Origin of the sequence: Mesorhizobium kowhaii (assembly GCF_003253745.1) — a bacterium.
Classification (GTDB): Bacteria; Pseudomonadota; Alphaproteobacteria; order Rhizobiales; family Rhizobiaceae; genus Mesorhizobium; species Mesorhizobium kowhaii.
This window is the reverse complement of the sequence record NZ_MZXV01000062.1, coordinates 15,372-37,625: the sequence shown is the minus strand read 5'-3', so window position 1 is coordinate 37,625 and position 22,254 is coordinate 15,372. Positions and strand designations below refer to the sequence as shown.

The window sequence follows — 22,254 nt, the reverse complement described above, 5'->3', positions numbered from 1 at the left end:
CCATGGCTGGCAGCAAACAGATCTCTCAGGTCGCCATTATCGGTACTGGTGTCATCGGCGCGAGCTGGGCGGCACAATTCCTGGCAAAGGGCCTCGATGTCGTGGCGACCGACATCGCCCCCAATGCGGAAGCGTCGTTGCGGCGCTTCGTCGAAGCGGCCTGGCCGGCGCTCGACAGGCTGGGGCTCGCCCCAGGGGCATCGCCAATGCGGCTGACCTTCAGCGCCGACATGGCGGAGGCCGTCAAGGGCGCCGACCTCGTCCAGGAGAACGGACCGGAGCGGATCGACTTCAAGAAGAAGCTGTACGGCCAGCTCGACGAACTGCTGCCGTCCGATGTGATCATCGCCTCGAGCTCGTCCGGCCTGACGATGAGCGAGATCCAGTCGGGGTGCCCGAACCACCCCGAACGCTGCGTGATCGCGCATCCGTTCAATCCGCCGCATCTGGTGCCATTGGTCGAGATCGTCGGCGGCGCCAAGACATCCGAGGAGACGATCCGGCGCGCATCGGAATTCTACACGGGTCTGGGCAAGAAAACGGTCCGCCTGCACAAGGAAGTGCCCGGGCATGTCGCCAATCGCCTGCAGGCAGCGCTTGCCCGCGAGGTGTATTGGCTGGTTGGCGAGGGCGTCGTCAGCGTCGCCGACGCCGACACCGCGGTCTCCTGGGGTCCAGGATTGCGGTGGGGCATCATGGGCCAGGTTCTGCTCAATCACCTCGGCGGCGGCCAGGGCGGCATGGAGCATTTCCTGCAGCAGTTCACCGGTCCGATGTCGGCCTGGTGGAAGGTGCTTGGTTCGCCGGAACTGACGCCGGAGCTGCAGAAGAAGCTGGTCGATGGAGTTCACGCCGAGGTCGGCTCGCGGTCGATCGACGATCTGGCCGCGGAGCGGGACGAGGTCCTGCTTGGACTTCTGGAATTGCGGAACAAGGCGGATGCGGAAGCGGCGCGGTCGAGCAAGGCCAACCGCGTCGCCTAGAACCGAGGCGGGCCAAGTGAGGCCCGCCATCATCAAGCCATTTGGCCGGCGTCCTCGCCATCGCGCGCCGACGCGTGACACACATCGAGGACGCCGCCATGGCAGGAACGCCCATACAAGTCGCCGGGTCCGCCTATCACTATCCGCTGCTCATCAAGCAACTGTGGCATACACCGCTCCTGCAGGCGCCCGATCAGGAGATCGTCTATCGCGACAGGGCGCGGTTCACCTACCGACAGCTGCGCGAGCGCATCGGGCGGCTGGCCTACAGCCTCGACAGGCTTGGTGTGCGCGCCGGCGACACCGTCGGCGTGCTCGACTGGGACAGCAACCGGTTCCTGGAGGCCTACTTTGCCGTCCCCATGATGGGCGCTGTCTTGCAGACGGTGAACGTGCGTCTGTCGCCGGAACAGATCGCTTATACGATCGATCACGCGGGCTCTTCGGTGCTTCTCGTCAATGACGATTTCGTCCCGGTTCTGGAAGGCATCAAGCCGCAGCTGCCCAAAGTGAAGACGTTGGTCCTGATGTCGGACAGAACGGCGCCTGAAACAGGCAACCTTTCCTTCGCCGGCGAATATGAGGAGCTGCTGCGCGGCGCTTCGCCCGACTACGATTTCCCGGACTTCGACGAGAACAGGATTGCCACCACCTTTTATACGACCGGCACAACGGGTTCGCCGAAAGGTGTCTACTTCAGCCATCGCCAGCTGGTTCTCCATTCGCTCGCTGAAATGGCCTTCCTCGGCAGCGCTGCGAAACAAGGCCGGTTTTGCCGCGACGACGTCTATATGCCGATCACTCCGATGTTTCATGTCCACGCCTGGGGGTTTCCGTGGACGGCGACGCTGTCCGGCGTCAAGCAAGTGTATCCGGGACGTTACGATGCCGCCGTGCTCCTCAGGCTGATCAAGACCGAAGGCGTAACCTTTACCCACGGTGTGCCGACGATCCTGCAGATGCTGCTTGGCGCGGCCACGGCGGCAAACACCGATCTCGCCGGCTTGAAGATGGTGATCGGTGGATCCGAACTGCCGAAGGGGCTTGCCAGGCAGGCGCTGGCGCTCGGCGTCGATGTCTATGCCGGCTACGGCATGTCGGAGAGTGCACCACTGCTTTGTCTGGCGCAGGTGAAATCCGCGGATCTGGCAGGCGGCTCCGATGAGGAGATCGATATCCGCACCAAGGCCGGCATGGCCGCGCCGCTGGCCGACATCCGTTTGCTCGACAGGGACCGCAGCGAGCTGCCGCATGATGGGAAAACGCCTGGCGAAATCGTCGTGCGCGCGCCGTGGCTCACGCATGGCTATGTCGACAATGCCGAAGCGTCAGAGCAATTGTGGGCCGGCGGCTATATGCACACCGGCGACATCGGCGTCATCGAGCCCGGCGGATACGTCCGCATCGTCGACCGGATCAAGGACGTCATAAAGACCGGTGGCGAATGGGTGTCATCGCTGCAGCTCGAAGATCTCATCTCGCAATGCGAGGGTGTGTCGGAAGCCGCCGTCATCGGCGTCAAGGACAACAAATGGGGCGAGCGGCCGCTGGCGCTCATCATCCGGGACGCACACACCGGCGGCGATGTGAGCGACACGCAAATAAAGGCGCATTTGAAAACCTTCGCCGATGCCGGCGTGATCTCGAAATTTGGAATTCCGGACAAGATCCTGTTTGTCGATGCGCTGCCCAAGACAAGCGTCGGCAAGTTCGACAAGAAAAAGCTTAGAGAGCAATACGGCGAACACTGACGCATAGTCGCACCCACGGATGCCGAAGCGCAGAACGCGCTGCACGCTATCGCAACCCGGGACAGGCGAGGACTGTTTGGGCCGCCTTGCGCGTGGCGATGGAGTGCGCAGAAACAACCAAATAGCAGCAGGTAGATGCAAGCGACGGGTATCCCTCCCGGCTAAGCTTCTCGCTAATATACCGACAGCGAACAGGCCGTTTTCGGGCCCACTTCCGCCATGAGAAGCGAGCAGCAGATGAACCGGTTCGCTGCATTTCGGACAAGCCCTCATCATCGCATACATGGGATTGGCGGGGTGAACTCGCCTGCTCAAGTGCATTCGCACGATTTTGCCCACACCAGCCTTGCAGAGCGTTGGTCTCGAAGGATGAGGTGAGACCCCCGGAATTTTCGCCAATCGCCCGAATGAGGCGAGGGGATATGGTCCGTTTCCGACGTAACGGGTAAGATGACCGTGCCACCTTTGCCGGATCGTTAGCGGTCCTCTGCGACATGGCCGTCTCCGGCAACAGGCAGGTCCGAATCTGGAGTCCGGCCATGGAGCGACCCGTGTCAAAGGACGGTGACGGAGCCGAAGCGGCTCCGTTCCGCAGCGAGCAAGAGCTTCGCCTGTTGGTGGAAACGCTTCCGACGCTGGTGTGGCAAGCCGAGCCCGAGGGCAATATCGAGTACGTCAACAAGCGTGTGCTCGACTATTTTGGCGCGCCGCTGGACGAAATCACCGGCTGGGGATGGGTGGATAGAGTTCATCCCGATGACGTCGCTTTCAAGGTGAAGAACTGGCTCGCAAATCTCGAGACCAAGAGTCCTTCCGATGTGGTCTGCAGATTTCGCGGAGCGGATGGCCAGCATCGCTGGTTCAATGTTCGTGGAGCACCACTGAAGGGCAGCGATGGCCGCGTTCTCCGCTGGTACGGCGTCCTGATCGACGTTGACGATCAAAAGAACGCGGAGGAGGCCGTTCGGGAGAGCGAATACAAGCTCCGTCAGATCTTTGAGACAGTGCCAGGACTCATCTGGTTGGCCGAACCCAACGGCAACATGTCCTATGTCAACCAGCGCATCTTGGACTATATCAGCGCGCCATTTGAAGAAACTATTGGTAGTGGTTGGGAAACATTCATACACCCCGACGACCGTCCGGAAACGGCAAAAGTTTTCCAGCAGGCAATCCAGAACGTAACTTCCTACGAGATTGTGCACCGTCTGCGTCGGTCGGATGGCGCATATCGCTGGCACCATACCCGTGCCGAACCTATGCGAGATCAACAGGGAAACGTCATCCAGTGGTACGGCCTTTCTGTCGACATCGACGAAGCCAAACGAGCCGAAGACCGTCTGCGCCGCAGCGAGGCCATTCTGGCCGCGGCACAGAGGCTCAGTCACAGCGGTGCTTCGGCCTACAACGGCTCGGCATCTCTCTATTGGTCGGAGGGAGCGTACCGCATCTGGGGGTTTGACCCGGCGCAAGGCATTCCGGATCGCGAAGCCGTGTTTCAACGGGTTCATCCCGACGACCGGGACAGGATGCGTGCGGACATCGACCGCGTGCTCGTCGACCCAACAGGCTCCTCGAACGCGTTCAGAATTGTTCTGCCCGATGGAACGGTCAGGCATCTCGAATCCATCCGCGAGCCCGTGTTTTCCGCGAGCGGGGAGTTTCTCGAAATCGTCTCTGCGCAGCTCGACGTGACGGAGCGCAAGCAGGCCGAGCAAGCGCTGCGGGAAAGCGAACAAAAGCTCCGTCAAATCATTGAAACCGTGCCGAGCTTGCTCTGGTCACTGGGGCCCGAAGGCGAACAAACTCGACTCAATCAGCGCGCATTGGACTATATCGGTGTGCGATTTGAGGATCTCGTGCGTCTTGGTTGGCAGAAATTCCTCCATCCCGATGACCTTGCAGAAACTGCAAAGGCTTTCTCTCACGCAATCCAGACCGGAACTTCCTACGAAGCTGTGCATCGTATACGTCGGGCCGACGGCGAATATCGTTGGCATCATGCTCGTGGTGAGCCTCTGCGCGACGAACAAGGATGCATTGTCCAGTGGTACGGCCTGTCGGTCGACATCGATGAAGCCAAGAAGGCCGAAGAGCGCCTCCGCCGCAGCGAAGCCCATCTGGCTGAAGCACAGAGACTCAGTCGCATCGGTGCGACGGCAGCCAACAAGTCGAAGGTCCTCTTTTTCTCGGAGGAGGCTTACCGCATCTGGGGTTTTGATCCGTCGCTGGGTATTCCGAACTTTGAAACGATGGCCGGACGGCTTCATCCAGACGACCGGGACCGGGTGCTTGCAGGGGTTCAACTCGCGTTCACCGAGAAAAGGGCCTACTCGCACAGCTACAGAATCGTCCTGCCCGATGGCACTGTCAAACACCTCGATTCGATCGGTGAACCTGTGTTGTCCGCCAGCGGAGAGCTTTTCGAGGTTGTCGCCACACAGATGGATGTCACGGAGCGCAAGCGGGCCGAAGAGGCCTTACGGGAAAGCGAGCATAGGCTTCGTCAGATCTTCGAAACGGTACCAGGTCTGCTTTGGTCAACGGATCCCGTCGGCGAACCGACTCAGGTCAATCAGCGCATGCTGGACTATACCGGCATGCGATTCGAGGATTTCATGAATGGCGGCTGGGAGGCCTTCCTGTATCCCGACGACTTTCCTGAAACTACAAGGGCCTTCCAAAATTCAGTTCAGACCGGAACCTCGTACCAGGCAACGCATCGCCTTCGTCGAGCGGACGGCGAGTTTCGCTGGCACCATACGCGTGGCGAGCCTCTACGCGACCGGCAGGGACACATAGTCCAGTGGTATGGCCTGTCTGTCGACATTGATGAAGGCAAGAAAGCTGAAGAGCAGCTACGCCGCAGCGAGGCCTATCTGGCTGAAGCGCAGAGGCTGAGTCACAGTGGTGTGTCGGCCTACAACGAGACGAAGATTCTCTACGGATCGGACGAGACTTACCGCATCTGGGGATTCGATCCGACCGAGGGGGTTCCGAGCCGCGAAGCCGTATTCAAACGAGTCCACCCGCTCGACGTCGACCGGCTGAACGCCGTGGTTCAACGCGCGGTGGGCGAGAAAAGAGGCTATGAGATCGGGTACAGAATTATACTGCCCGACGGGACGGTCAAGCATCTCGAAACAATTGGCCATCCTATGTTCTCCCCCAGCGGGGAACTTCTCGAGATTGTCACGACGCAGCTCGACGTGACGGAGCGCAAGCGCGCCGAGGAAGGATTGCGGCAGAGCGAGGCGAAGTTCCGTGACTTCGCCGAGACCGCCTCCGATTGGTTTTGGGAGATCGATGCAGACTACAAGTTCACGATGCTGACCGAGAACGCGTTTGGCTCGGACGCGGCGCGTCGAATCGGAACGTCGAGCTTGGACTACGTGCTCGACCTAGAAACGGAACCGGAGAAGTGGCGGGCAGCTTTGGCAGCCATTGATGCCCGCGAGCCGTTTCGTGACTTCGTATTTTGCGCTGTGGGCGGCGATGGCGCTCCGATGCACGTGAGGGCCAGCGGCAAACCGTTGTTTGACTCCAATGGAGAATTCCTTGGCTATCGAGGCACCAGTACAGACGTGACAGCCATGGTGCGCGCGCAGGAAGCGCTGCTTGAGAGCGAACGACGTGCACGTTCAGCAATTGACGGGATAGCCGGTCTCATCACGGTCAACGACCCCAGCGGTAACCTTGAGACCGTCAATCGCCAGGTCCTAGAGTATTTTGGCCGCTCGCTGGAATGGCTGAAGAACTGGGGGACAAACGATGTGGTACATCCTGAAGACCTTCCCCGTATTTTTGAAATTTATAAGAGAGCGACGGTCTCCGGAATCCCTTTCAGCTACGAAGTACGTCTGCGGCGCTTCGATGGCGAATATCGGTGGTTTGACAACCGTGGCGTCCCAATTCGCGATGACTCCGGGCGAATCGTGCGTTGGTACGTTCTGCTGACTGACATCGAGGATCGCATACGAGCGCTGACGCGACTGGATCAGATGCAATCGGATTTCGCCCACATGAACCGCGTGAGCGTTATGGGAGAACTGGCTGCCTCGCTGTCTCACGAAATCACACAACCGATTGCTGCGGCGCGCAACAACGCCCGTGCGGCCATACACTTCTTGGACAGAAATCCGCCGGATCTGGACGAAATCCGCGAAGCGCTCGCCTCCATCGTCGACGATGCCGACCGGGCCGGAGGTATCATCGACCGTATCCGTGATCACATTAAGAAAGCACCGCCTCGAAAGTCCCGTTTCGGCCTGAACGAGGCGATCGACGAAGTGATCGGATTGGCACGAAGCGCTATCACCACGAATGGAGTCACAGCCCGAACCCGCCTCGCGGAGGCACTGGTTCCCGTCGAGGGTGATCGTGTTCAACTGCAACAGGTCGTTCTGAACCTGATCCTGAACGCTGTCGAAGCCATGAGCACGGTCGAGGCGGGGCCGCGCGAGTTGTTGATCAGCGCCGAGCAAACCCAGACCGGTGACGTTCGCGTGTCCGTGTGCGATTCAGGGCCGGGCATCGATCCGGACCATCTTGAGCGGGTTTTCCAAGCGTTCTACACTACGAAGTCGAACGGCGTAGGGATGGGACTGTCGATCTCCCGTTCGATCATCGATGCCCATGGCGGCCAGCTATGGGCAGAAACGATCGCATCAGGTGGGGCCGCATTTCGGTTCTCCTTGCCCGGCGCCGGCAGGAACCTCACGAATTCTCGCCGCTCGGCTGACCGAACTGGAGAGCCTCACGGAGATACCGTATCAGATGCCGCTCATCAAACGGCTTACGGAGGTAACAAACGACCCCATCGTTGATCGCACGAGCCTTGTCAAGGTCGTCGGGGTAGGCCGTAACGAGGATCGTAGGAATCGCATGACCCGCTTCTATCAGATGCTCATGGAGTTCCAGCCCGGTCATCACCGGCATATTGATGTCGGCGATCAGGCAGGCGGTTTCGCCGAGACGAGGCGACGCGAGGAAATTGGCCGCCGAAGAGAAGGCCGCTACGTCATAGCCAAGCGATCTCATGAGCCTCGTCATGGATTCGCGAAAGAATTGATCGTCATCGACGACTGAGACCAACGACGCCACCGGCATAGGTCTGCTCCGGATTGCGCACGACCTGCAATGCGGGCGCCCCGACAACGCCCCGCATCCCATGCGATTGGGGTCAGCCTGCGCCAAAGAACGATGCTGGAGCAATACTGGTCTTTGTAAACTTTGGTTTATGCCAGAAAGCGAATTCCGCAGCAGTACTGCTGGATGCCCACCGGGCAGATGACAGAGGCCATAAACTTTCGTTTACGCCCGCGCGCATCGCTGACGGAGAATGAGACTGTTCACGCCCACTGGCCGGGACTAAACTTGTAACAAAGGAGCACGCGAACCTTGCAGACCGAGACAAAGGCTCACTTGTCCGCCCTTTGATCGCGAGCAGCACCAATGTCCGACGCGAACGCTACCATCCTTGTCATCGACGACGACGCAGCCCTGCGAGCCTCGATCGGGCGTCTGTTGCGATCGCTCGACCTAGAGGCTCGGTTGTTTGCGTCGATTTCCGAGTTTCTTGAGTCGGACCCACCGAATGGTCCCACCTGCCTGGTGCTCGACGTCAGAATGCCCGGACGAAGCGGCCTTGATCTTCAACGCCAGCTCGCCGCGGTGAACAGGGAGATCCCGATCATCTTCATCACCGGACATGGCGACATCGCCATGTCCGTGCAGGCGATGAAGGGCGGCGCCATTGAGTTCCTGACCAAGCCGTTCCGCGATCAGGAACTCCTCGACGCCATCCAGCTCGGCCTCGCGCGTGATCGAGCCCGGCGGGAGAATGAAGAGGGTCTGGTCGTCCTCAGGGAGCGCTTCGCATCGCTGAGTCCCAGGGAGCGCGAGATCATGATCGAGGTCGCGCGCGGTCGGCTCAGCAAACAGATTGCCGGCGATATCGGCATCGCCGAAGCCACTGTGAAGGTGCACCGCAGCCGTTTGATGCGAAAGATGAAGGCCAATTCGCTTCTCGCGCTCAGCCGAATGGCGGAAAAACTGCAACTCGTGCCTGATGAGGAACCGCAGTACTCCTGAGGCGCAGCCGCGTCGACCGGGGTTGTTCCAACGACATTCGGTCTGCGGTTATTCCCGGTGTAAGCCAAAGTTCAGTCCAGTGAAACCATGACCCTATTCCGCGCCACCCGCGTGCAATAGATCGCGCCACTCCAAACCATCAAACTGCCTGTCACCACGGCCGAGTTCGTGTTCGGCTCTCTTGAGAGCCTGCATGAAGCTCGCCCCGGCTGGTACGCAGTGTTTGTCGAGGGTTCGGATATGGAACGGCCATACAGCGATGCCGCGGATGTTTCATCTCCAATGGATCTCGAGTTTGGCTCGTTGGCAAACAGCCTCGTGTTGTTGCTTGAAGCAGCCCAAAGCGAGATCGAGCATGACCAGGACGCGGCAAGGACATCGCTGGCAGCCGCGTCATCCATTCTCCAGCTGGAAATCGAGCGTCGTTCAGGCGTCAACAATTCCAGAACGGGTGGATTGGCAGGTTGGCAGATCGCCCGGGTTCGTTCCTTCATCGACCGGAACCTGCATCGAACGATCCACGCGAGTGATCTCAGCGAGGTTGCGCGGCGGAGTACAGCCCACTTCTCACGCTCGTTCAAACAGGCATTCGGAGAACCGCCGCACGCCTACATTGTGAGGCGACGGTTGGAGGAGGCCTCTCACCTGATGCTGACCAGCCCAGCTTCGCTCAGCGAAATCGCCCTGACCGTCGGGTTTTCCGACCAGGCACATTTGTCCAAGCTTTTCAGGCATGCCTTTGGCCAAAGCCCGGCTAACTGGCGTCGCGAGCGCGAAACCTTGTGGCGCCGCTGAGGCGGGCAATCAATGAGGAGATTCCTCGGCTGCGCCGCCATGCGCGCTCGCTGCTGCGCGACCGCGACGCGGCTGACGACCTCGTGCAGGACTGCTTGGAAATGGCGCTGTCTCGTTTCGAGAGCTGGAGATCGGGCGAGCCGCCGCGACTCCTGTTGTTGACGATTATGCACCAACTCTTCGTCGATCAGCTGCGTCGCACCAGGCGCCATGTCCATGCCGAGGCGCTGATGCCCGAGACGATTGACGCGGGCGCCGCTCCGGCGCGGCAGCCCGATAAGGTCGCTGCGGCCGAGGTGCTGTCGGCCCTGCAGCAGATTGCCCCAGAGCGACGCGCCGCGCTGACGCTGGTCGCTGTTGAGGGCCTTTCTTATGCCGACGCAGCGAATGTGCTTGGCATTGCGCTCGGCACGCTTGCGTCGCGGATTGCAGGGGGAAGAGAGGAACTGCGATCGATTCTGGGCGACGACCATCCGCTGCATAGAAACTCGTGAAGCGGGGCGGTGTCTGGCTTTTCGCCGAACGCAGTTCAATGGTCGACGGGACGGATCACGGATCGCAGCACCGTGGCGCATTTTTTTGTGACGCGTGTCTTTGCCAAACCACAGCAGCAATCTGATCCAAGTCCTCGCAGTCCCAACCAAGATCAGCCATGGGCGAACCCCGCATATTGAGACCCTAGAGGGGTCTCATCAGGTGTTGGACGGCATGAGCAGGCAAGTAGCAGATATCATCGTTGAAACGCTGCAGAGCGCAGGCGTGGAACATTGTTATGGCGTCGTGGGGGACACTCTCAATCTGATCGCGCGTTCGCTCGAGCGAAGCAAGATCGAGTGGGTATCGGTGAGGCACGAAGAGGCCGGCGCCTTCGCCGCTCAGGCCGAAGCGCAGCTGACGGGCCACTTAACGGCCGTCGCCGGAAGTTGCGGTCCTGGTAGCCTCCATTTCATCAACGGGATTTTTGAAGCAAACAGAAACCGCGCGCCGGTCATTCTCATTGCGAGCCAGATCATTCGCGATGAGTTGGGCTTCGATTTCATCCAGGAAGTCGATTTTAAACAAATCTACAAAAGCTGCAGCGTCTTCTGCGATATGATCTATACGCCGGAGCAGGCGCGGCGCAAAACCGTCATCGCTTGCCAGACCGCCTTGTCGAAGCGGGGTGTTGCCGTTCTCATCGTGCCGGCGGACGTTTCGGCGTCGACTGTACCCGACGACATACCGTACGCAGTTCATCTTTCACAGCCCGTTGTTCGACCGAGTGATGGTGATCTCGACGAAATCGCGGGGATACTCAACAGCAGCGGAAACCTTGCCATCTATGGCGGATCCGGCTGCCAGGGGGCGCATCAGGAAGTCCTGGCCGTCGCCGAGAGGCTGAAGGCCCCGATCGCTCATACCTCGCGCGGCAAAGACTTCCTCGAATTCGACAATCCCTACAACATCGGCATGACCGGGATGCTCGGCAATGAGGCCGGCTATCACGCCTTGCTCGACTGCGACACGCTGCTTCTTCTGGGGGCCGATTTTGCCTGGCGGCAGTTCTATCCCGACTCGGCGAAGATCGTTCAGGTCGATATCGACCCGACACATCTGGGGCGACGGCATCCGATCACAAAGGGTGTTGTTGGCGACGTGAGAGCAACCCTGGAGGCGTTGCTGCCGAAACTGGTCGAGCGCACCGACGCCTCCTTCCGTGACCAATATGTGCGGCGCTACGCGAAAGCCAGGCAATCGGAAAAGACCAAAGCTGTCGCGGGTCACGGCGGCTGTATTCCCGGAACCTATCTTACCGAAGCGATCAACCGGCATGCCGCAAAGGACGCGCTGTTTTCCGCGGACGACGGCACGCCGGCCGCCTGGCTTGTTCGATACATCGAAACCAATGGTCAGCGGCGCACGTTTGCCAGTCTGCTGCATGGAACCATGGCCGGCGGGATGCCGTCAGCCCTTGGGTTGCAGAAGTCTCAGCCAGGCCGCCAGGTCATCTGTCTGGCCGGCGATGGCGGACTTTCAATGCTTTTCGGTGACCTGATGACCGTGGTCCAGGAGCAACTACCCATCAAGATTGCAGTGTATGACAATGGCAAGCTCGGCTTCGTGGAGATCGAGCAGAAGGCCGAGGGCATGCTCGACACGTTCACTCGGCTGAAGAACCCGAACTTTGGCGGCGTCGCGCGCGCGCTGGGTCTCTGGGGCCAAACCGTCTCCAAGGCGGACGACCTCGAAGGCAGCGTTAAAGACTGGCTTGCGCAACCGGGGCCTGCGCTGCTGCACGTGCATGTCAGCCCGTTGCAACTGGTCATGCCACCCTTCATGGCCGCGGCCCCAACAGCTGGCATGGCGCTTTATTCAGCTCGCGCCGTCTTGCACGGCCGAGGAGGGGATGTCTGGGAAATGGTCAGGGAAAACTTCCTTTGACGTGGCTTCGCCATGCCGAGCAAATCCGGCTCTGTTGCTGTCGGCGATGATGTCGACAGCCCAGCGGCTTACGGAATTGGCGTTGGGCTTGGCGCCGGTTTTTTCCACTGGATCGTCATGGCACTGAACCGCGTGAGCGCGGCGAATAGCCTTTCCCGAGACAGGGTGCGTCTGTCTCGCCGACAAACGCACGTCTCCGACGACCAAAGCAGAAGTGCCATTGCAGCCCCTTCTTTGAGCACGATCGGCCCCGGTTCAGCAGCACCGTACAAGCATAACTCACTTGGACGATGCAAGTGTGACGAACGGAGACCGACAGCGATGACGATATTAACGGCCTCTATTCGAATGAACTCGGAGCAGCAGGAATGAGTGTCAAGACCATTGCTGACCAGTTTAGCCAGGCTCGCGACGAGGCCGGCATATTGCACATTCGTGCAATTGATTTCTGCATGCTCATGAAGCCGCGCGTTATGGTTCTTGCTGTCTTCACCGCGTTCGTTGGATTGACCATCGCCCCGGGTAACCTGCATCCGCTCAACGCGTTCGTCGCAGTTCTCGCGATTGCTGCGGGGGCCGGCGCCGCCGGCGCGCTCAATATGTGGTACGACGCAGACATTGACGCGGTGATGACGCGCACTGCGATGCGGCCAGTCCCCCGCGGCAAGGTCTCGCCGATCGAAGCTCTCGTATTCGGGATTGTTCTTGCGGTAGCGGCAATCGCGGTACTTGCCCTGGCGACCAACGTCACAGCGGCCGCGCTGCTCGCGCTCGCAATCCTGTTCTACGTCATTGTGTACACGGCGTGGCTGAAGCGGCTCACGCCCCAGAACATCGTCATCGGCGGTGCTGCCGGCGCCCTGCCTCCGGTCATCGGCTGGGCCGCGGCAACTGCTCAAATCGGGATCGAACCGCTGGTCCTGTTCTTCATCATCTTCCTCTGGACGCCGCCGCATTTCTGGGCTTTGGCCCTCAACCGCAGCGATGAATATGCGCGTGCCGGCGTTCCCATGCTGCCGGTCGTTGCAGGACGCGCCGCAACGACGCGGCAGATTCTGATCTATTGCGCGCTCTTGTCCGCGGCTTCCGTGCTGCCGTGGGCGCTCGGGTTTGCCGGCCCGATCTACGGCGCGACAGCCATCGCATGCGGCGCAAATCTTGTCGCACTCGCGATCCGGTTGTATAGCAGCGACAAGGCCGACCGCCGCGCTCCTGGCCGCCTGTTCGCGTTCTCCATTTTCTATTTGTTCGTGTTGTTTGCAGCGCTTCTGGTCGATCACGCCGATCAGCCGCAGCGCTCCACGCCTGTGTCCGGTTCCCGGACTGTCCATGCCGAAGGACTGCCCCGCGCAGCCCTAGCCGCAGGCACATACATCACTATCGGCACAGATGAGGTTTGATATGCGGCTCAGGTTGCTCGCTACCAGCTTGATCAGTGCGCTAACACTCGCGGGCTGTTCGGAAGGCGTTCTCAGTCCACAAGGACCTATTGCCTCTGCCGAGCGGCAGGTTCTGTTCAACTCGCTCGGCATCATGCTCGCGATCGTGATCCCGACCATCCTTGCCACGCTCGGGGTCGCCTTCTGGTTTCGGTCGTCGAATAGGCGCGCTCGCTATAGGCCCGATTTCGAGTATTCGGGCCGTCTCGAGCTGCTTGTCTGGTCGATCCCTGCCATGACCGTACTGCTGGTTGGCGGCGTTGCCTGGGTCGGGGCACATGACCTCGATCCGGGCAAGCCGATTGCCTCCACGATCGACCCTGTCAGGGTCCAGGTGGTCTCGCTCGACTGGAAATGGCTGTTCATCTATCCCGACCAGGGCATCGCAAGCGTCAATCGATTGACCATTCCGGCTGGCACTCCTGTCAGCTTCGAACTGACCTCCTCGGGCGTGATGAACAGCTTCTTCGTGCCGCAGCTCGGCAGCCAGATCTACACCATGGCGGGAATGATGACGCGCCTTCACCTGCAGGCCGATCATCCTGGAACCTACCGAGGACTGTCGGCCCAGTATAGCGGCGAGGGTTTCGCCGACATGCGGTTCGCCGTCGATGCAGTGCCAGAAGCAGCCTTCTCACAGTGGGTGAACGCAACGCGCGACGCTGGTCCGATGTTGGACGCGCAAGCCTATGACGATCTGGCCAAGCCAAGCGAAGCGATTGCGCCCTTCACCTATCGAGGCGTCGCTTCCGACCTATTCAACCAAATCGTGAGCTTAGCGGCGGAGCCGAACGATCCCGCGCGGCTCGCAGATCTGGCGACACAGAGGACAGACAAATGAACCTACTTGGCAAGCTCGACTGGAGCGCCATCCCCTTCGACCAGCCGATCATCATGGGAGCAGGGGCCTTCATGGTGCTCGCCATCGTTGGCATCCTGTCGTGGGTCACGCTGAAAGGCTATGTGCCGTATCTGTGGCGCGAATGGATCACATCCGTCGACCACAAGCGGATCGGCGTCATGTATTTCCTGCTGGCGCTGGTCATGCTGCTGCGTGGATTTTCCGATGCCATCATGATGCGGGCGCAACAGGCCGTCGCCGCCGGCGGCGCTCAAGGATACCTGCCGCCGGAGCATTTCGATCAGGTCTTCTCGGCGCACGGCACCATCATGATCTTCTTCGTGGCGATGCCGTTCGTCATCGGCTTGATGAACTTCGTCCTGCCGCTACAGCTTGGCGTGCGCGACGTCGCCTTCCCGACGCTGAACTCGGTCAGCTTCTGGCTGACGGCCTCGGGCGTGCTGCTGATCAACATCTCTCTGGTCGTTGGTGAGTTCGCCAAAACGGGATGGATCGCTTATCCGCCGCTCAGCGAGCTGCAATTCTCGCCAGGTGTGGGTGTCGATTACTATCTGTGGTCGCTGCAGATATCCGGCGTCGGCACGCTGCTGACGGGGATTAATTTCGTCACCACGATCCTGAAATTGCGGGCACCGGGAATGGGCTACATGCGCATGCCCGTCTTCTGCTGGACTTCACTTGCGGCGAATTTGCTCATCGTTGCTGCCTTCCCGGTCCTGACCGCCACCCTGGGGATGCTGCTGCTCGACCGCTATCTCGGCTTTCATTTCTTCACGGTCGACGGACAGGGCAACGCGATGATGTACGTCAACCTGTTCTGGGTCTGGGGTCATCCCGAGGTCTACATCCTGATCCTTCCGCCATTCGGCATCTTTTCGGAGGTTGTCTCGACCTTTTCGGGCAAGCCGCTGTTCGGCTACCGCTCAATGGTTGCCGCGACGATGGCGATTTGCGTCCTCTCGTTCTTGGTCTGGCTGCATCACTTCTTCACCATGGGCGCCAGCGCCGACGTCAACGGCTTCTTCGGCATCATGACCATGATCATAGCGGTGCCGACGGGCGTGAAGGTCTTCAACTGGCTGTTCACCATGTATGGCGGACGCGTGCGCTTCGAGGTGCCGATCCTGTGGTCGATCGGATTCATGGTGACTTTCGTCATCGGCGGTATGACCGGCGTTCTGATGGCGGTGCCTCCGGCCGATTTCCAGCTGCACAACAGCCTGTTCCTCGTCGCCCACTTCCACAACGTCATCATCGGCGGTGTCGTGTTCGGCGTTATGGCGGGCTACAATTACTGGTTCCCCAAGGCATTCGGCTTCAAGCTCGACGAGCGCTGGGGCAGGGCATCGTTTTGGTGCTGGTTGATCGGCTTCTACGTCGCCTTCATGCCGCTTTACGTGCTGGGCCTGATGGGCATGACCCGGCGCATGCAGCACTACGACAATCCCGCCTGGCAGCCATGGCTGGTCGTGGCAGCGATCGGCACCGTGATCATTTTGGGCGGCATCGTCAGCCAGATCGTGCAACTCGTCGTCTCGATCCGCCACCGCGACCGGCTTCGCGTGACCGGAGATCCGTGGAACGGCCGCACGCTGGAATGGTCGACCGCGTCGCCGCCGCCGGCCTGGAATTTTGCGGTACTCCCGCAAGTCGCTGAGCGGGACAACTATTGGGTCACGAAGCAACGCGCCAACGCTGAACAAGTGCCGCCGCTCCAATACGAGCCGATCGAAACGCCGAAGAACAGCCCAGTCGGGTTCGTCAACGCCTTCTTTGCCGTCGCCATCGGCTTCGCGCTGATCTGGCACATCTGGTGGATGGCCGGGCTGGGGCTATTCGGCACGTTCCTGACGATCCTCATCTTTGCGTTTCGCGATGAGGACGAGACCGAGGTGCCGGAAGCGCAGCTTGCCCAATTCGATCGGGCTCACCAGTCGGAGGTCGCGATATGAATGTTACCGCTGCCGTTGAGGCCGGTGAACCACTGCCGAGCGCGAGCGAAGCCGGTCCGGCCCCAAAGCGCGTTGTTGTTGCTTACGGCTTCTGGATCTTCCTGCTGAGCGATATCGTCATGTTCTCGGCGCTCTTTGCGAGCTATGCGGTCCTCCGGCATGCCACCGCGGGTGGCCCGAGCGGTGCTCAGCTGTTCAACCAGACCAGGGTCGCTATCGAAACCGCCTGTCTCCTAGCGTCGAGCTACACATGCGGGCTGATGGCATTGGCGGTCAACTCGCGAAGCCGCCTCGGCACCTATGTGGGGGCTTTGCTCACATTCGTCCTCGGAGCCGCGTTCCTCGCTCTCGAGATCCGCGAATTCGCCGACATGATTGCGCAAGGCGCGAGCCCTCAACGCAGCGCATTTCTATCGTCGTTCTTCGCTCTCGTTGGCTGTCACGGAGTGCACGTCGCCGCTGGATTGGTCTGGCTTGCGGCGATGATGGCGCAGGTCGCGGTGAAAGGGTTTCGGCCTGCCGTACTGCGTCGCCTGCAATGCTTTTCGCTCTTCTGGCACGCGCTCGACATCGTCTGGGTCGGGCTGTTCACGGTCGTCTATTTGATGGGAGTCACCCCATGACTGCAACGAGCTACAATCGCGCTCCCGGAGACCGGTCGATAGTAACCGACAAGGAAGAGCCAATCTCCGCTGGCGCCCTCGTCTACACGCTCGGGCTGGCACTGGCGGTGATCATGACAGCCCTGTCGTTCTGGGTGGCCAACACATCATTGCTCTGGGCAGCCGGTGTCCCCCTCGGCCTTGCCGTCCTCGCGATCGCCCAGATGGGCATTCACCTCGTGTTCTTCCTGCACATCACGACCGGCCCGGACAACACCAACAACGTGATGGCGCTCGCGTTTGGCGTGCTCATCGTCCTGTTGGTGATGGCCGGTTCCCTGGTGATCATGACCAACCTGAACGGCAGCATGATGCCTGCCGATTTGATGGATATGCAGATGCACTACTGATCATCTTTCGCGAAGCAACCTCGGCAAGTTCGCCGCCTGCGGCGCTGCACAGTGATCAGTGCCGCGGAGAGTGCCTGTTTGCGCCGCTGGTCCGACCTCGACGGTGTCGATCCGGACGGTTGTGAGCCAAACCATCAAGGACTAAATCGTTATATTAATCAAACACTTGGTATGTGCCGAGTCACCGGTTGTGATCTTCCACGCTTGGGCATGGCCGTATTTTCTCGGCACCCTGACGTCCCGATCAATCACCGCTTCCGAAGCTTTTAGACCTTGGATGGGCATTCACAGCCTCGATTATGAAGATCCACACGTCGGGATCGGCGAGGATGCCGCCATCATCATCTACCTGAAATATTGGTTCGCCGTTGGCGTCCACGAGCGAGGAATAATCGCCTTCTCTATCGAGGCGCCACGGACGAGGAGCTTTGTTCGTCATCGTCATCACCTATAATGCTTCGGCCTATTGTCGAGAATATTCCGTGGAAGAATCTCGTCAAAATGGTTGATAGGCGCGGACCTTCCGCTCACGATGCCGTGCATCATAGCTGGGATCAATCAGACCTAGAGTAGCTCCGCAGTCGGTTTGCGAAGTTTATCCACCATGTCCACGCCGAGCGCCTGCTCGGCATACTCCGTCAGCAACGAGATCGCTTCAGCCGCGGTCAAATCTTCGCTGTGGCCTCGCCTAAGCCAAAGTCCGTCGATCATAGCCGCAAAGCCCTGGGCGAAGCGATCAACACGATTTGGAGTCAGAACACTGTTTAGTGCGGAGGAAAGGTTCGACCGCAGTCTGCGGTAGAAGAGCCGCTGAAGCATGTTGTATCGGGCGTTCGACGCTGCAGCAGCATAAAAAGATACCCAGGCGTTGGCGGTATTTGCGTTATAGGACGCTTCAGGAAAATTGCCTTCTATTATGGCCATCAGACGCTGCCAGTTGGTCTTCGCCTGGCGCAACCGGACAACAACATCGTCCATAAGAACCCGGTTTGCATAGCGCACCATTTCGAAAAGCACCTCATCCTTGTTCTTGAAGTAGTAGGTCAGGATGCCTTGCGACATGCCGGCTTCCTGACAGATCCTTGTAGTTGTTAGGCCATTCAGCCCGCTCTTGAGGAACACGCGGTGCGCCGCCTCGATCAGTTCGACGCGGCGGATATCTTCGATTCGGGTTTTGGTCTTTGGTGCAGATTCCATACCTTATGTTTATTCCAACAAAAAATTGTACGCGCTAACAATTTCTTATATTGATAAGAAATTGCACCGCTGTAGCTTGGCCTCAGGCCTAGATCCGCAAGCGGCCGGTAGGAGAGAACATGAACCCCAGCATGATGAGCGCGGCCGTTCTGGTAGCACATCGGAAAGCGCTCCAATTGGCTTGTCTGCCGGTTCCCAAGCCAGGTCCGAGAGAGATCCTGGTCCGGCTGGAGGCCTGTGGCGTTTGCCATACGGATGTCCACATCTGGCAAGGCGATGTTCGACCAACTGATGAGCCGAGGCCATTTGTTCTGGGGCATGAAGGGGTTGGTAGGGTGGTGGAACTCGGCGGAGACGTCGATAATTGGAAGATCGGTGAATCCATCGGCGTGCCGTGGCTTCACGACACCTGCCAGACCTGCGACGAATGCATCGCCGGGGCCGAACCGTTTTGCCAGGCACAGCGCGCCCATGGTCTCAATGTTCCAGGCGCCTTCGCGGAATACGTTGTCGTCGATTCCCGCTTTGCAGTGCGTCTACCGGAAGGGGTAGACCCTCTGCAAACCGCCCCGGTCATGTGCGCCGGCGTCACCGCCTTTGGCGCCGTACGCCGCGCGAACGTCCGCATCGGCGAGACCGTGGCTGTCTTCGGCTGCGGCGGACTTGGGCTCTATGCGGTTCAGATCGCTGCACGGGCAGGAGCCCGGGTCATCGGCATCGACCGCGATCCCGAAAAGCTTCGCCGTGCCCGGGAGTTGGGCGCGGTTGCGACGTTCCTCGCCGATGAGATGCTCGAAGCAGCGTTCGACGCGGAGCATCGGGCCCACGCCTGTATCAATTTCGCGCCAACGGCCGTCACATGGAAAGCCATGGTCTCTGCCGTCAGGCCGCGCGGACGTATTGTGGCCGCCGCCATGGTCTCGCAGGCAGTTCCGCTAAATCAGGAGTGGCTAACGGCTACGGGTGTGACAATCACTGGAACAAGTGTGGGAACGCGTACTGAAATGCAGGAGACGGTTGCAATCCATGCCGTTCGCCCGCTGCGCAACGAGATTGTGCCCATCACGCTCAAGGAAGCGTCCACGGCGCTGGAGGCTCTGGCCAATGGGCGCGCGGCCGGCCGGTTTGTCATCGACTTTCGATAGGGCTGCGAACCGACAATCGAACAAGCCCGGCAACCTCGATCCGGATCTCACTCAGGCTGGGTGTCTGTAGAGTAGAATAGCCTTCACCACACCAACGAGAGAGCTGTGTGAGCCGGAGTCGTTGAGCTTGAGCGGCCCGGGCTCGTGCAGGATCATGTTGATGAGCGCGCCATATAACATCTGCAGCGAGAGCCGTATTTGCTCGTCGGCGCCGCCGCCAAGTTTTGGTGACAGCAAGGACACAATGATGTCGACGAGTTCCCGCCCGGTGCGGCGCGCCGGCTCCCAGATTTCAGGCTTCGCGGCTGAGTGGACCAAGGCAGCGCGTAGCACGCCCTCCGCGTCACCGCGGAACGTCTCGATGACAAAACGTACAATGGCTTCGATGGCGTCCTCGGCCTCAATCTGTTGCCAAGCCTCGGGTAGGAATTTTTGTCGGGCGTCCTCGACCTGTGCGCTGAAAAGATACTCCTGCAGCAGGATAAGGAACGCCTCTTTATCCTCGAAACGAGCATAGAAGGTTCCCACCGAGCAACCTGCCTCCTCGGCGATGTGCCCGATCGTCATCTCATCGAAGCTTTTGGTGCGGAGCAACCGCAGACCGGCCGCAACCAGCGCATTGCGCTTGGCGAGGCTTCGGGGCTGCTTGCTGGGATGAACGCCGGTAATGCCTTGCAAGTACGGCCTCTCACGGTTCACCCGGGCTGCGCGCATGATCGCTCTCCGATTTTGAACGCACGGCCAGCGATCGAGAAGTTGTCTGGAAAGGTCTCCATGACCGACCACATGGCATCGAATGTCGCTCGATCTCCCGTTATAGCCATGGGTAGCTTCGTCGGATGCACCTGCTCGTAAATCAGCTTTGTGAGGGTATCTCTGGTCAATGCCACCTTTACCTCTGCTGTTACGCCATTCACGAGGTTCAAAACCCCGTTGTTCAGATGTGTCGTGAACTCTTCTTCGGTATCGGTCACCTGCCAGGATAGCAATATGTCCATCGTGGCAGCTTTCGCTCCAATGACACGGATAGCCAGGTAATCGAACAAGGCCCGCAAGGGAATCCTCGTGGAAAGATCGGCCGAGTCACGGATTGCACCGGCCTGCTGGACATCCCCAGCCAGTTCTTTCGCAGCCGACAAATGGGCGTTGCGCCAGGTCGCATTTTCGCAGGTGTAGCCGAGCGTCCGATGGGCGACTGCGGCCAGGGAACGGGCCTCGGCACAGTGCGGATCCAACCAGAGCACGTGGTCGAGAATCTGGACGACCCATCGAAAATTGCCGGCATTCAAATCGTCCCGCGCGCGCTTGAGCACATTCGGGATGCCGCCCATGTAATCTATCATCTTTGCAGCCGCTTCTCGCGGCGGCAACGAATTCAACGTCGCGGGACTGCCGTCATACCAGCCCAGATAGTGCTGAACTATCGCGCGCACATTCTGGGATACAGTGCCGTAGTATCCACGCAGATGCCATTGGCGGGCGAGACTGGGAGGCAATTCCACCATGCTGGCGATCTCGTGAGCGCTATATCCCAGCTTCATCATCCGGGCAGCCTGGTCATGCATGAATTTCAAGGCATCGCGCTGTTGAGCAATGAAGCTGCGCACATTTTTCTGGCCCCACCGTGGCCAATGATGGCCGCCAATCACGACCTCCGCATTGACAAATTGCAGAGCGCGATCGACCGAGTCGCTCCAAAGGGACGCGTCACGGCTGAGCGATCCCCTGATCGTGTAGACGTTGTGAAGCGATGCATAGCAGTTGTCGGCTACATGCAGCACACAGCTCGCAGGCAGGTAGACATGCATGCCGGCTGGCGCTTCGCCTGGCGCATGCTGGAATAAAAAGTCCACGCCATCTATGGTCAGGCGCCCGCCTTCGCGCCCTATGTGGTCTGTTGGTGGAAGATAGCTGACCTTTCCGCCTTCGGTCGCCTTGCCTAGCCCGCAATCAACATGGCCATAGGGCCCGACACCAAGATGTTCGCCATACATGTAGTTGTTGCGAGGGGCGAGGCCCTCGGATGCCACTAAGGATTCCGCTAGAACAAACGCCTCGAATCCGGCCGGCGCGACCACGCGGGCATTGGGCTCCGGGTCGACGCCTTTCGCCCCGCCCCAGTGATCCGAATGGGTGTGGGAATAGACCACGCCGACAACCGGCCGTCGGCCCAGCACCATGTTCGCGAGTTCGAGCCCAACACGCGCAGTCTCGACCGTGTTGGCAGGGTCAATGACGATCCAGCCGGTCTCCCCTGCAACAAAAGTCATGTTCGCCAATGAGTGACCGCGGGTCTGCCACACCCCGTCCGCGACTTCGAAAAGACCTCGGATGTTGTTGAGTTGGGCCAAACGCCAAAGGCTCGGATGCACCGTATCGGGCCGTTCCTTGGCAAGCATCAAATCATGGGGACGACTGTCCCAAACAATGCGTCCGGCCTCGTCCTTGATAACGAGGTCGGGAAGGTCCCTCAGCAAGCCGCGTCGGGCATCCTCGAAATCTCTCAAGTCCGCCCAATCGAATTCATTGCTTGCCGCCGCTGCTACGTTCATTTCGGCCACGCGTGCCTTCGCGGCCTCGTCAATTTTCGCGTCTTTCATGTGC

General features: G+C 59.8%; 18 protein-coding genes. 13 read left to right on the top strand and 5 right to left on the bottom strand.

The window, feature by feature from the left end; genetic code table 11:
• The first annotated feature begins 2 nt into the window (after positions 1-2).
• From B5V02_RS28165 to B5V02_RS28155, 3 genes are all read left to right on the top strand, one after another.
• Positions 3-983: a 3-hydroxyacyl-CoA dehydrogenase NAD-binding domain-containing protein gene (locus B5V02_RS28165; protein ID WP_111547313.1), complete on the top strand. Its 981-nt coding sequence runs from the start codon at positions 3-5 to the stop codon at positions 981-983.
• Between the two features lie 98 nt (positions 984-1,081).
• Positions 1,082-2,734: a fatty acid--CoA ligase gene (locus tag B5V02_RS28160; RefSeq protein WP_111547627.1), complete on the top strand. Its 1,653-nt coding sequence runs from the start codon at positions 1,082-1,084 to the stop codon at positions 2,732-2,734.
• A gap of 551 nt (positions 2,735-3,285) precedes the next feature.
• On the top strand, positions 3,286-7,560 hold the full coding sequence (locus tag B5V02_RS28155; RefSeq protein WP_167458705.1) for a PAS domain-containing protein: 4,275 nt from the start codon (positions 3,286-3,288) through the stop codon (positions 7,558-7,560).
• Here the strand turns inward: B5V02_RS28155 and B5V02_RS28150 are convergent.
• Positions 7,451-7,774: a response regulator transcription factor gene (locus B5V02_RS28150; RefSeq protein WP_245446270.1), complete on the bottom strand. Its 324-nt coding sequence runs from the start codon at positions 7,772-7,774 to the stop codon at positions 7,451-7,453. The two genes, B5V02_RS28155 and B5V02_RS28150, sit on opposite strands and share 110 nt — an antisense overlap.
• 414 nt (positions 7,775-8,188) lie before the next feature.
• Here B5V02_RS28150 and B5V02_RS28145 point away from each other — a divergent pair, with 414 nt between their 5' ends.
• From B5V02_RS28145 to cyoD, 9 genes are all read left to right on the top strand, one after another.
• On the top strand, positions 8,189-8,827 hold the full coding sequence (locus B5V02_RS28145; protein WP_111547310.1) for a response regulator transcription factor: 639 nt from the start codon (positions 8,189-8,191) through the stop codon (positions 8,825-8,827).
• 168 nt (positions 8,828-8,995) lie between these two features.
• Positions 8,996-9,622, top strand: coding sequence for a helix-turn-helix domain-containing protein (locus B5V02_RS28140; protein ID WP_146606162.1), 627 nt, complete (start codon positions 8,996-8,998; stop codon positions 9,620-9,622).
• The gene (locus B5V02_RS28135; protein ID WP_111547308.1) at positions 9,610-10,116 is read left to right on the top strand and encodes a sigma-70 family RNA polymerase sigma factor; all 507 of its coding nucleotides are present in this window, start codon (positions 9,610-9,612) and stop codon (positions 10,114-10,116) included. The genes B5V02_RS28140 and B5V02_RS28135 overlap by 13 nt, the downstream gene beginning before the upstream one ends.
• Before the next feature lie 214 nt (positions 10,117-10,330).
• The gene (locus B5V02_RS28130; protein WP_111547307.1) at positions 10,331-12,043 is read left to right on the top strand and encodes a thiamine pyrophosphate-dependent enzyme; all 1,713 of its coding nucleotides are present in this window, start codon (positions 10,331-10,333) and stop codon (positions 12,041-12,043) included.
• A 368-nt stretch (positions 12,044-12,411) separates the two neighbouring features.
• On the top strand, positions 12,412-13,443 hold the full coding sequence (locus B5V02_RS28125; protein WP_111547306.1) for a heme o synthase: 1,032 nt from the start codon (positions 12,412-12,414) through the stop codon (positions 13,441-13,443).
• Position 13,444: 1 nt separating this feature from the next.
• A complete protein-coding gene (gene cyoA / locus B5V02_RS28120) occupies positions 13,445-14,323 on the top strand; it encodes a ubiquinol oxidase subunit II (RefSeq protein ID WP_208647151.1) in 879 nt (292 codons plus the stop codon).
• Positions 14,320-16,296: a cytochrome o ubiquinol oxidase subunit I gene (gene cyoB / locus B5V02_RS28115; RefSeq protein WP_111547304.1), complete on the top strand. Its 1,977-nt coding sequence runs from the start codon at positions 14,320-14,322 to the stop codon at positions 16,294-16,296. Before cyoA ends, cyoB begins: the two co-directional genes overlap by 4 nt.
• Positions 16,293-16,919, top strand: a complete 627-nt coding sequence (cyoC, locus tag B5V02_RS28110; protein ID WP_111547303.1) for a cytochrome o ubiquinol oxidase subunit III — start codon at positions 16,293-16,295, stop codon at positions 16,917-16,919. The genes cyoB and cyoC overlap by 4 nt, the downstream gene beginning before the upstream one ends.
• Positions 16,916-17,308 carry a cytochrome o ubiquinol oxidase subunit IV gene (gene cyoD / locus B5V02_RS28105; protein WP_111547302.1) on the top strand — a complete coding sequence of 131 codons (393 nt, stop codon included), beginning with the start codon at positions 16,916-16,918 and terminating at the stop codon, positions 17,306-17,308. Before cyoC ends, cyoD begins: the two co-directional genes overlap by 4 nt.
• Before the next feature lie 244 nt (positions 17,309-17,552).
• Here the strand turns inward: cyoD and B5V02_RS40205 are convergent, their stop codons facing one another.
• Together B5V02_RS40205 and betI are read right to left on the bottom strand one after the other, a co-directional pair.
• Positions 17,553-17,747, bottom strand: a complete 195-nt coding sequence (locus tag B5V02_RS40205) for a hypothetical protein (RefSeq protein WP_146606161.1) — start codon at positions 17,745-17,747, stop codon at positions 17,553-17,555.
• 125 nt (positions 17,748-17,872) lie between these two features.
• Positions 17,873-18,505, bottom strand: a complete 633-nt coding sequence (gene betI, locus B5V02_RS28100) for a transcriptional regulator BetI (protein WP_111547301.1) — start codon at positions 18,503-18,505, stop codon at positions 17,873-17,875.
• A 119-nt stretch (positions 18,506-18,624) separates the two neighbouring features.
• Here betI and B5V02_RS28095 point away from each other — a divergent pair, with 119 nt between their 5' ends.
• Positions 18,625-19,650: an alcohol dehydrogenase catalytic domain-containing protein gene (locus B5V02_RS28095; protein ID WP_111547300.1), complete on the top strand. Its 1,026-nt coding sequence runs from the start codon at positions 18,625-18,627 to the stop codon at positions 19,648-19,650.
• A gap of 51 nt (positions 19,651-19,701) precedes the next feature.
• Here B5V02_RS28095 and B5V02_RS28090 read toward each other — a convergent pair whose 3' ends face one another.
• Positions 19,702-20,364 (bottom strand): TetR/AcrR family transcriptional regulator, encoded by a 663-nt coding sequence (locus B5V02_RS28090; RefSeq protein WP_111547299.1) that lies wholly within the window; start codon positions 20,362-20,364, stop codon positions 19,702-19,704.
• Complete coding sequence (locus B5V02_RS28085; RefSeq protein WP_167458704.1) at positions 20,346-22,250, bottom strand: alkyl/aryl-sulfatase; 1,905 nt, start codon at positions 22,248-22,250, stop codon at positions 20,346-20,348. Before B5V02_RS28085 ends, B5V02_RS28090 begins: the two co-directional genes overlap by 19 nt.
• Positions 22,251-22,254: the final 4 nt, after the last annotated feature.

What these genes read in the sequence shown, in the direction of transcription:
- B5V02_RS28165 (WP_111547313.1), top strand. Translation starts at nt 3, where the DNA reads ATGGCTGGCAGCAAACAGATCTCTCAGGTCGCCATTATCGGTACTGGT.
- B5V02_RS28160 (WP_111547627.1), top strand. Translation starts at nt 1,082, where the DNA reads ATGGCAGGAACGCCCATACAAGTCGCCGGGTCCGCCTATCACTATCCG.
- B5V02_RS28150 (WP_245446270.1), bottom strand. Translation starts at nt 7,774, where the DNA reads ATGAGATCGCTTGGCTATGACGTAGCGGCCTTCTCTTCGGCGGCCAAT.
- B5V02_RS28145 (WP_111547310.1), top strand. Translation starts at nt 8,189, where the DNA reads ATGTCCGACGCGAACGCTACCATCCTTGTCATCGACGACGACGCAGCC.
- B5V02_RS28130 (WP_111547307.1), top strand. Translation starts at nt 10,331, where the DNA reads ATGAGCAGGCAAGTAGCAGATATCATCGTTGAAACGCTGCAGAGCGCA.
- B5V02_RS28125 (WP_111547306.1), top strand. Translation starts at nt 12,412, where the DNA reads ATGAGTGTCAAGACCATTGCTGACCAGTTTAGCCAGGCTCGCGACGAG.
- cyoA (WP_208647151.1), top strand. Translation starts at nt 13,445, where the DNA reads ATGCGGCTCAGGTTGCTCGCTACCAGCTTGATCAGTGCGCTAACACTC.
- cyoB (WP_111547304.1), top strand. Translation starts at nt 14,320, where the DNA reads ATGAACCTACTTGGCAAGCTCGACTGGAGCGCCATCCCCTTCGACCAG.
- cyoC (WP_111547303.1), top strand. Translation starts at nt 16,293, where the DNA reads ATGAATGTTACCGCTGCCGTTGAGGCCGGTGAACCACTGCCGAGCGCG.
- cyoD (WP_111547302.1), top strand. Translation starts at nt 16,916, where the DNA reads ATGACTGCAACGAGCTACAATCGCGCTCCCGGAGACCGGTCGATAGTA.
- B5V02_RS40205 (WP_146606161.1), bottom strand. Translation starts at nt 17,747, where the DNA reads ATGACGAACAAAGCTCCTCGTCCGTGGCGCCTCGATAGAGAAGGCGAT.
- betI (WP_111547301.1), bottom strand. Translation starts at nt 18,505, where the DNA reads ATGGAATCTGCACCAAAGACCAAAACCCGAATCGAAGATATCCGCCGC.
- B5V02_RS28095 (WP_111547300.1), top strand. Translation starts at nt 18,625, where the DNA reads ATGAACCCCAGCATGATGAGCGCGGCCGTTCTGGTAGCACATCGGAAA.
- B5V02_RS28090 (WP_111547299.1), bottom strand. Translation starts at nt 20,364, where the DNA reads ATGCGCGCAGCCCGGGTGAACCGTGAGAGGCCGTACTTGCAAGGCATT.
- B5V02_RS28085 (WP_167458704.1), bottom strand. Translation starts at nt 22,250, where the DNA reads ATGAAAGACGCGAAAATTGACGAGGCCGCGAAGGCACGCGTGGCCGAA.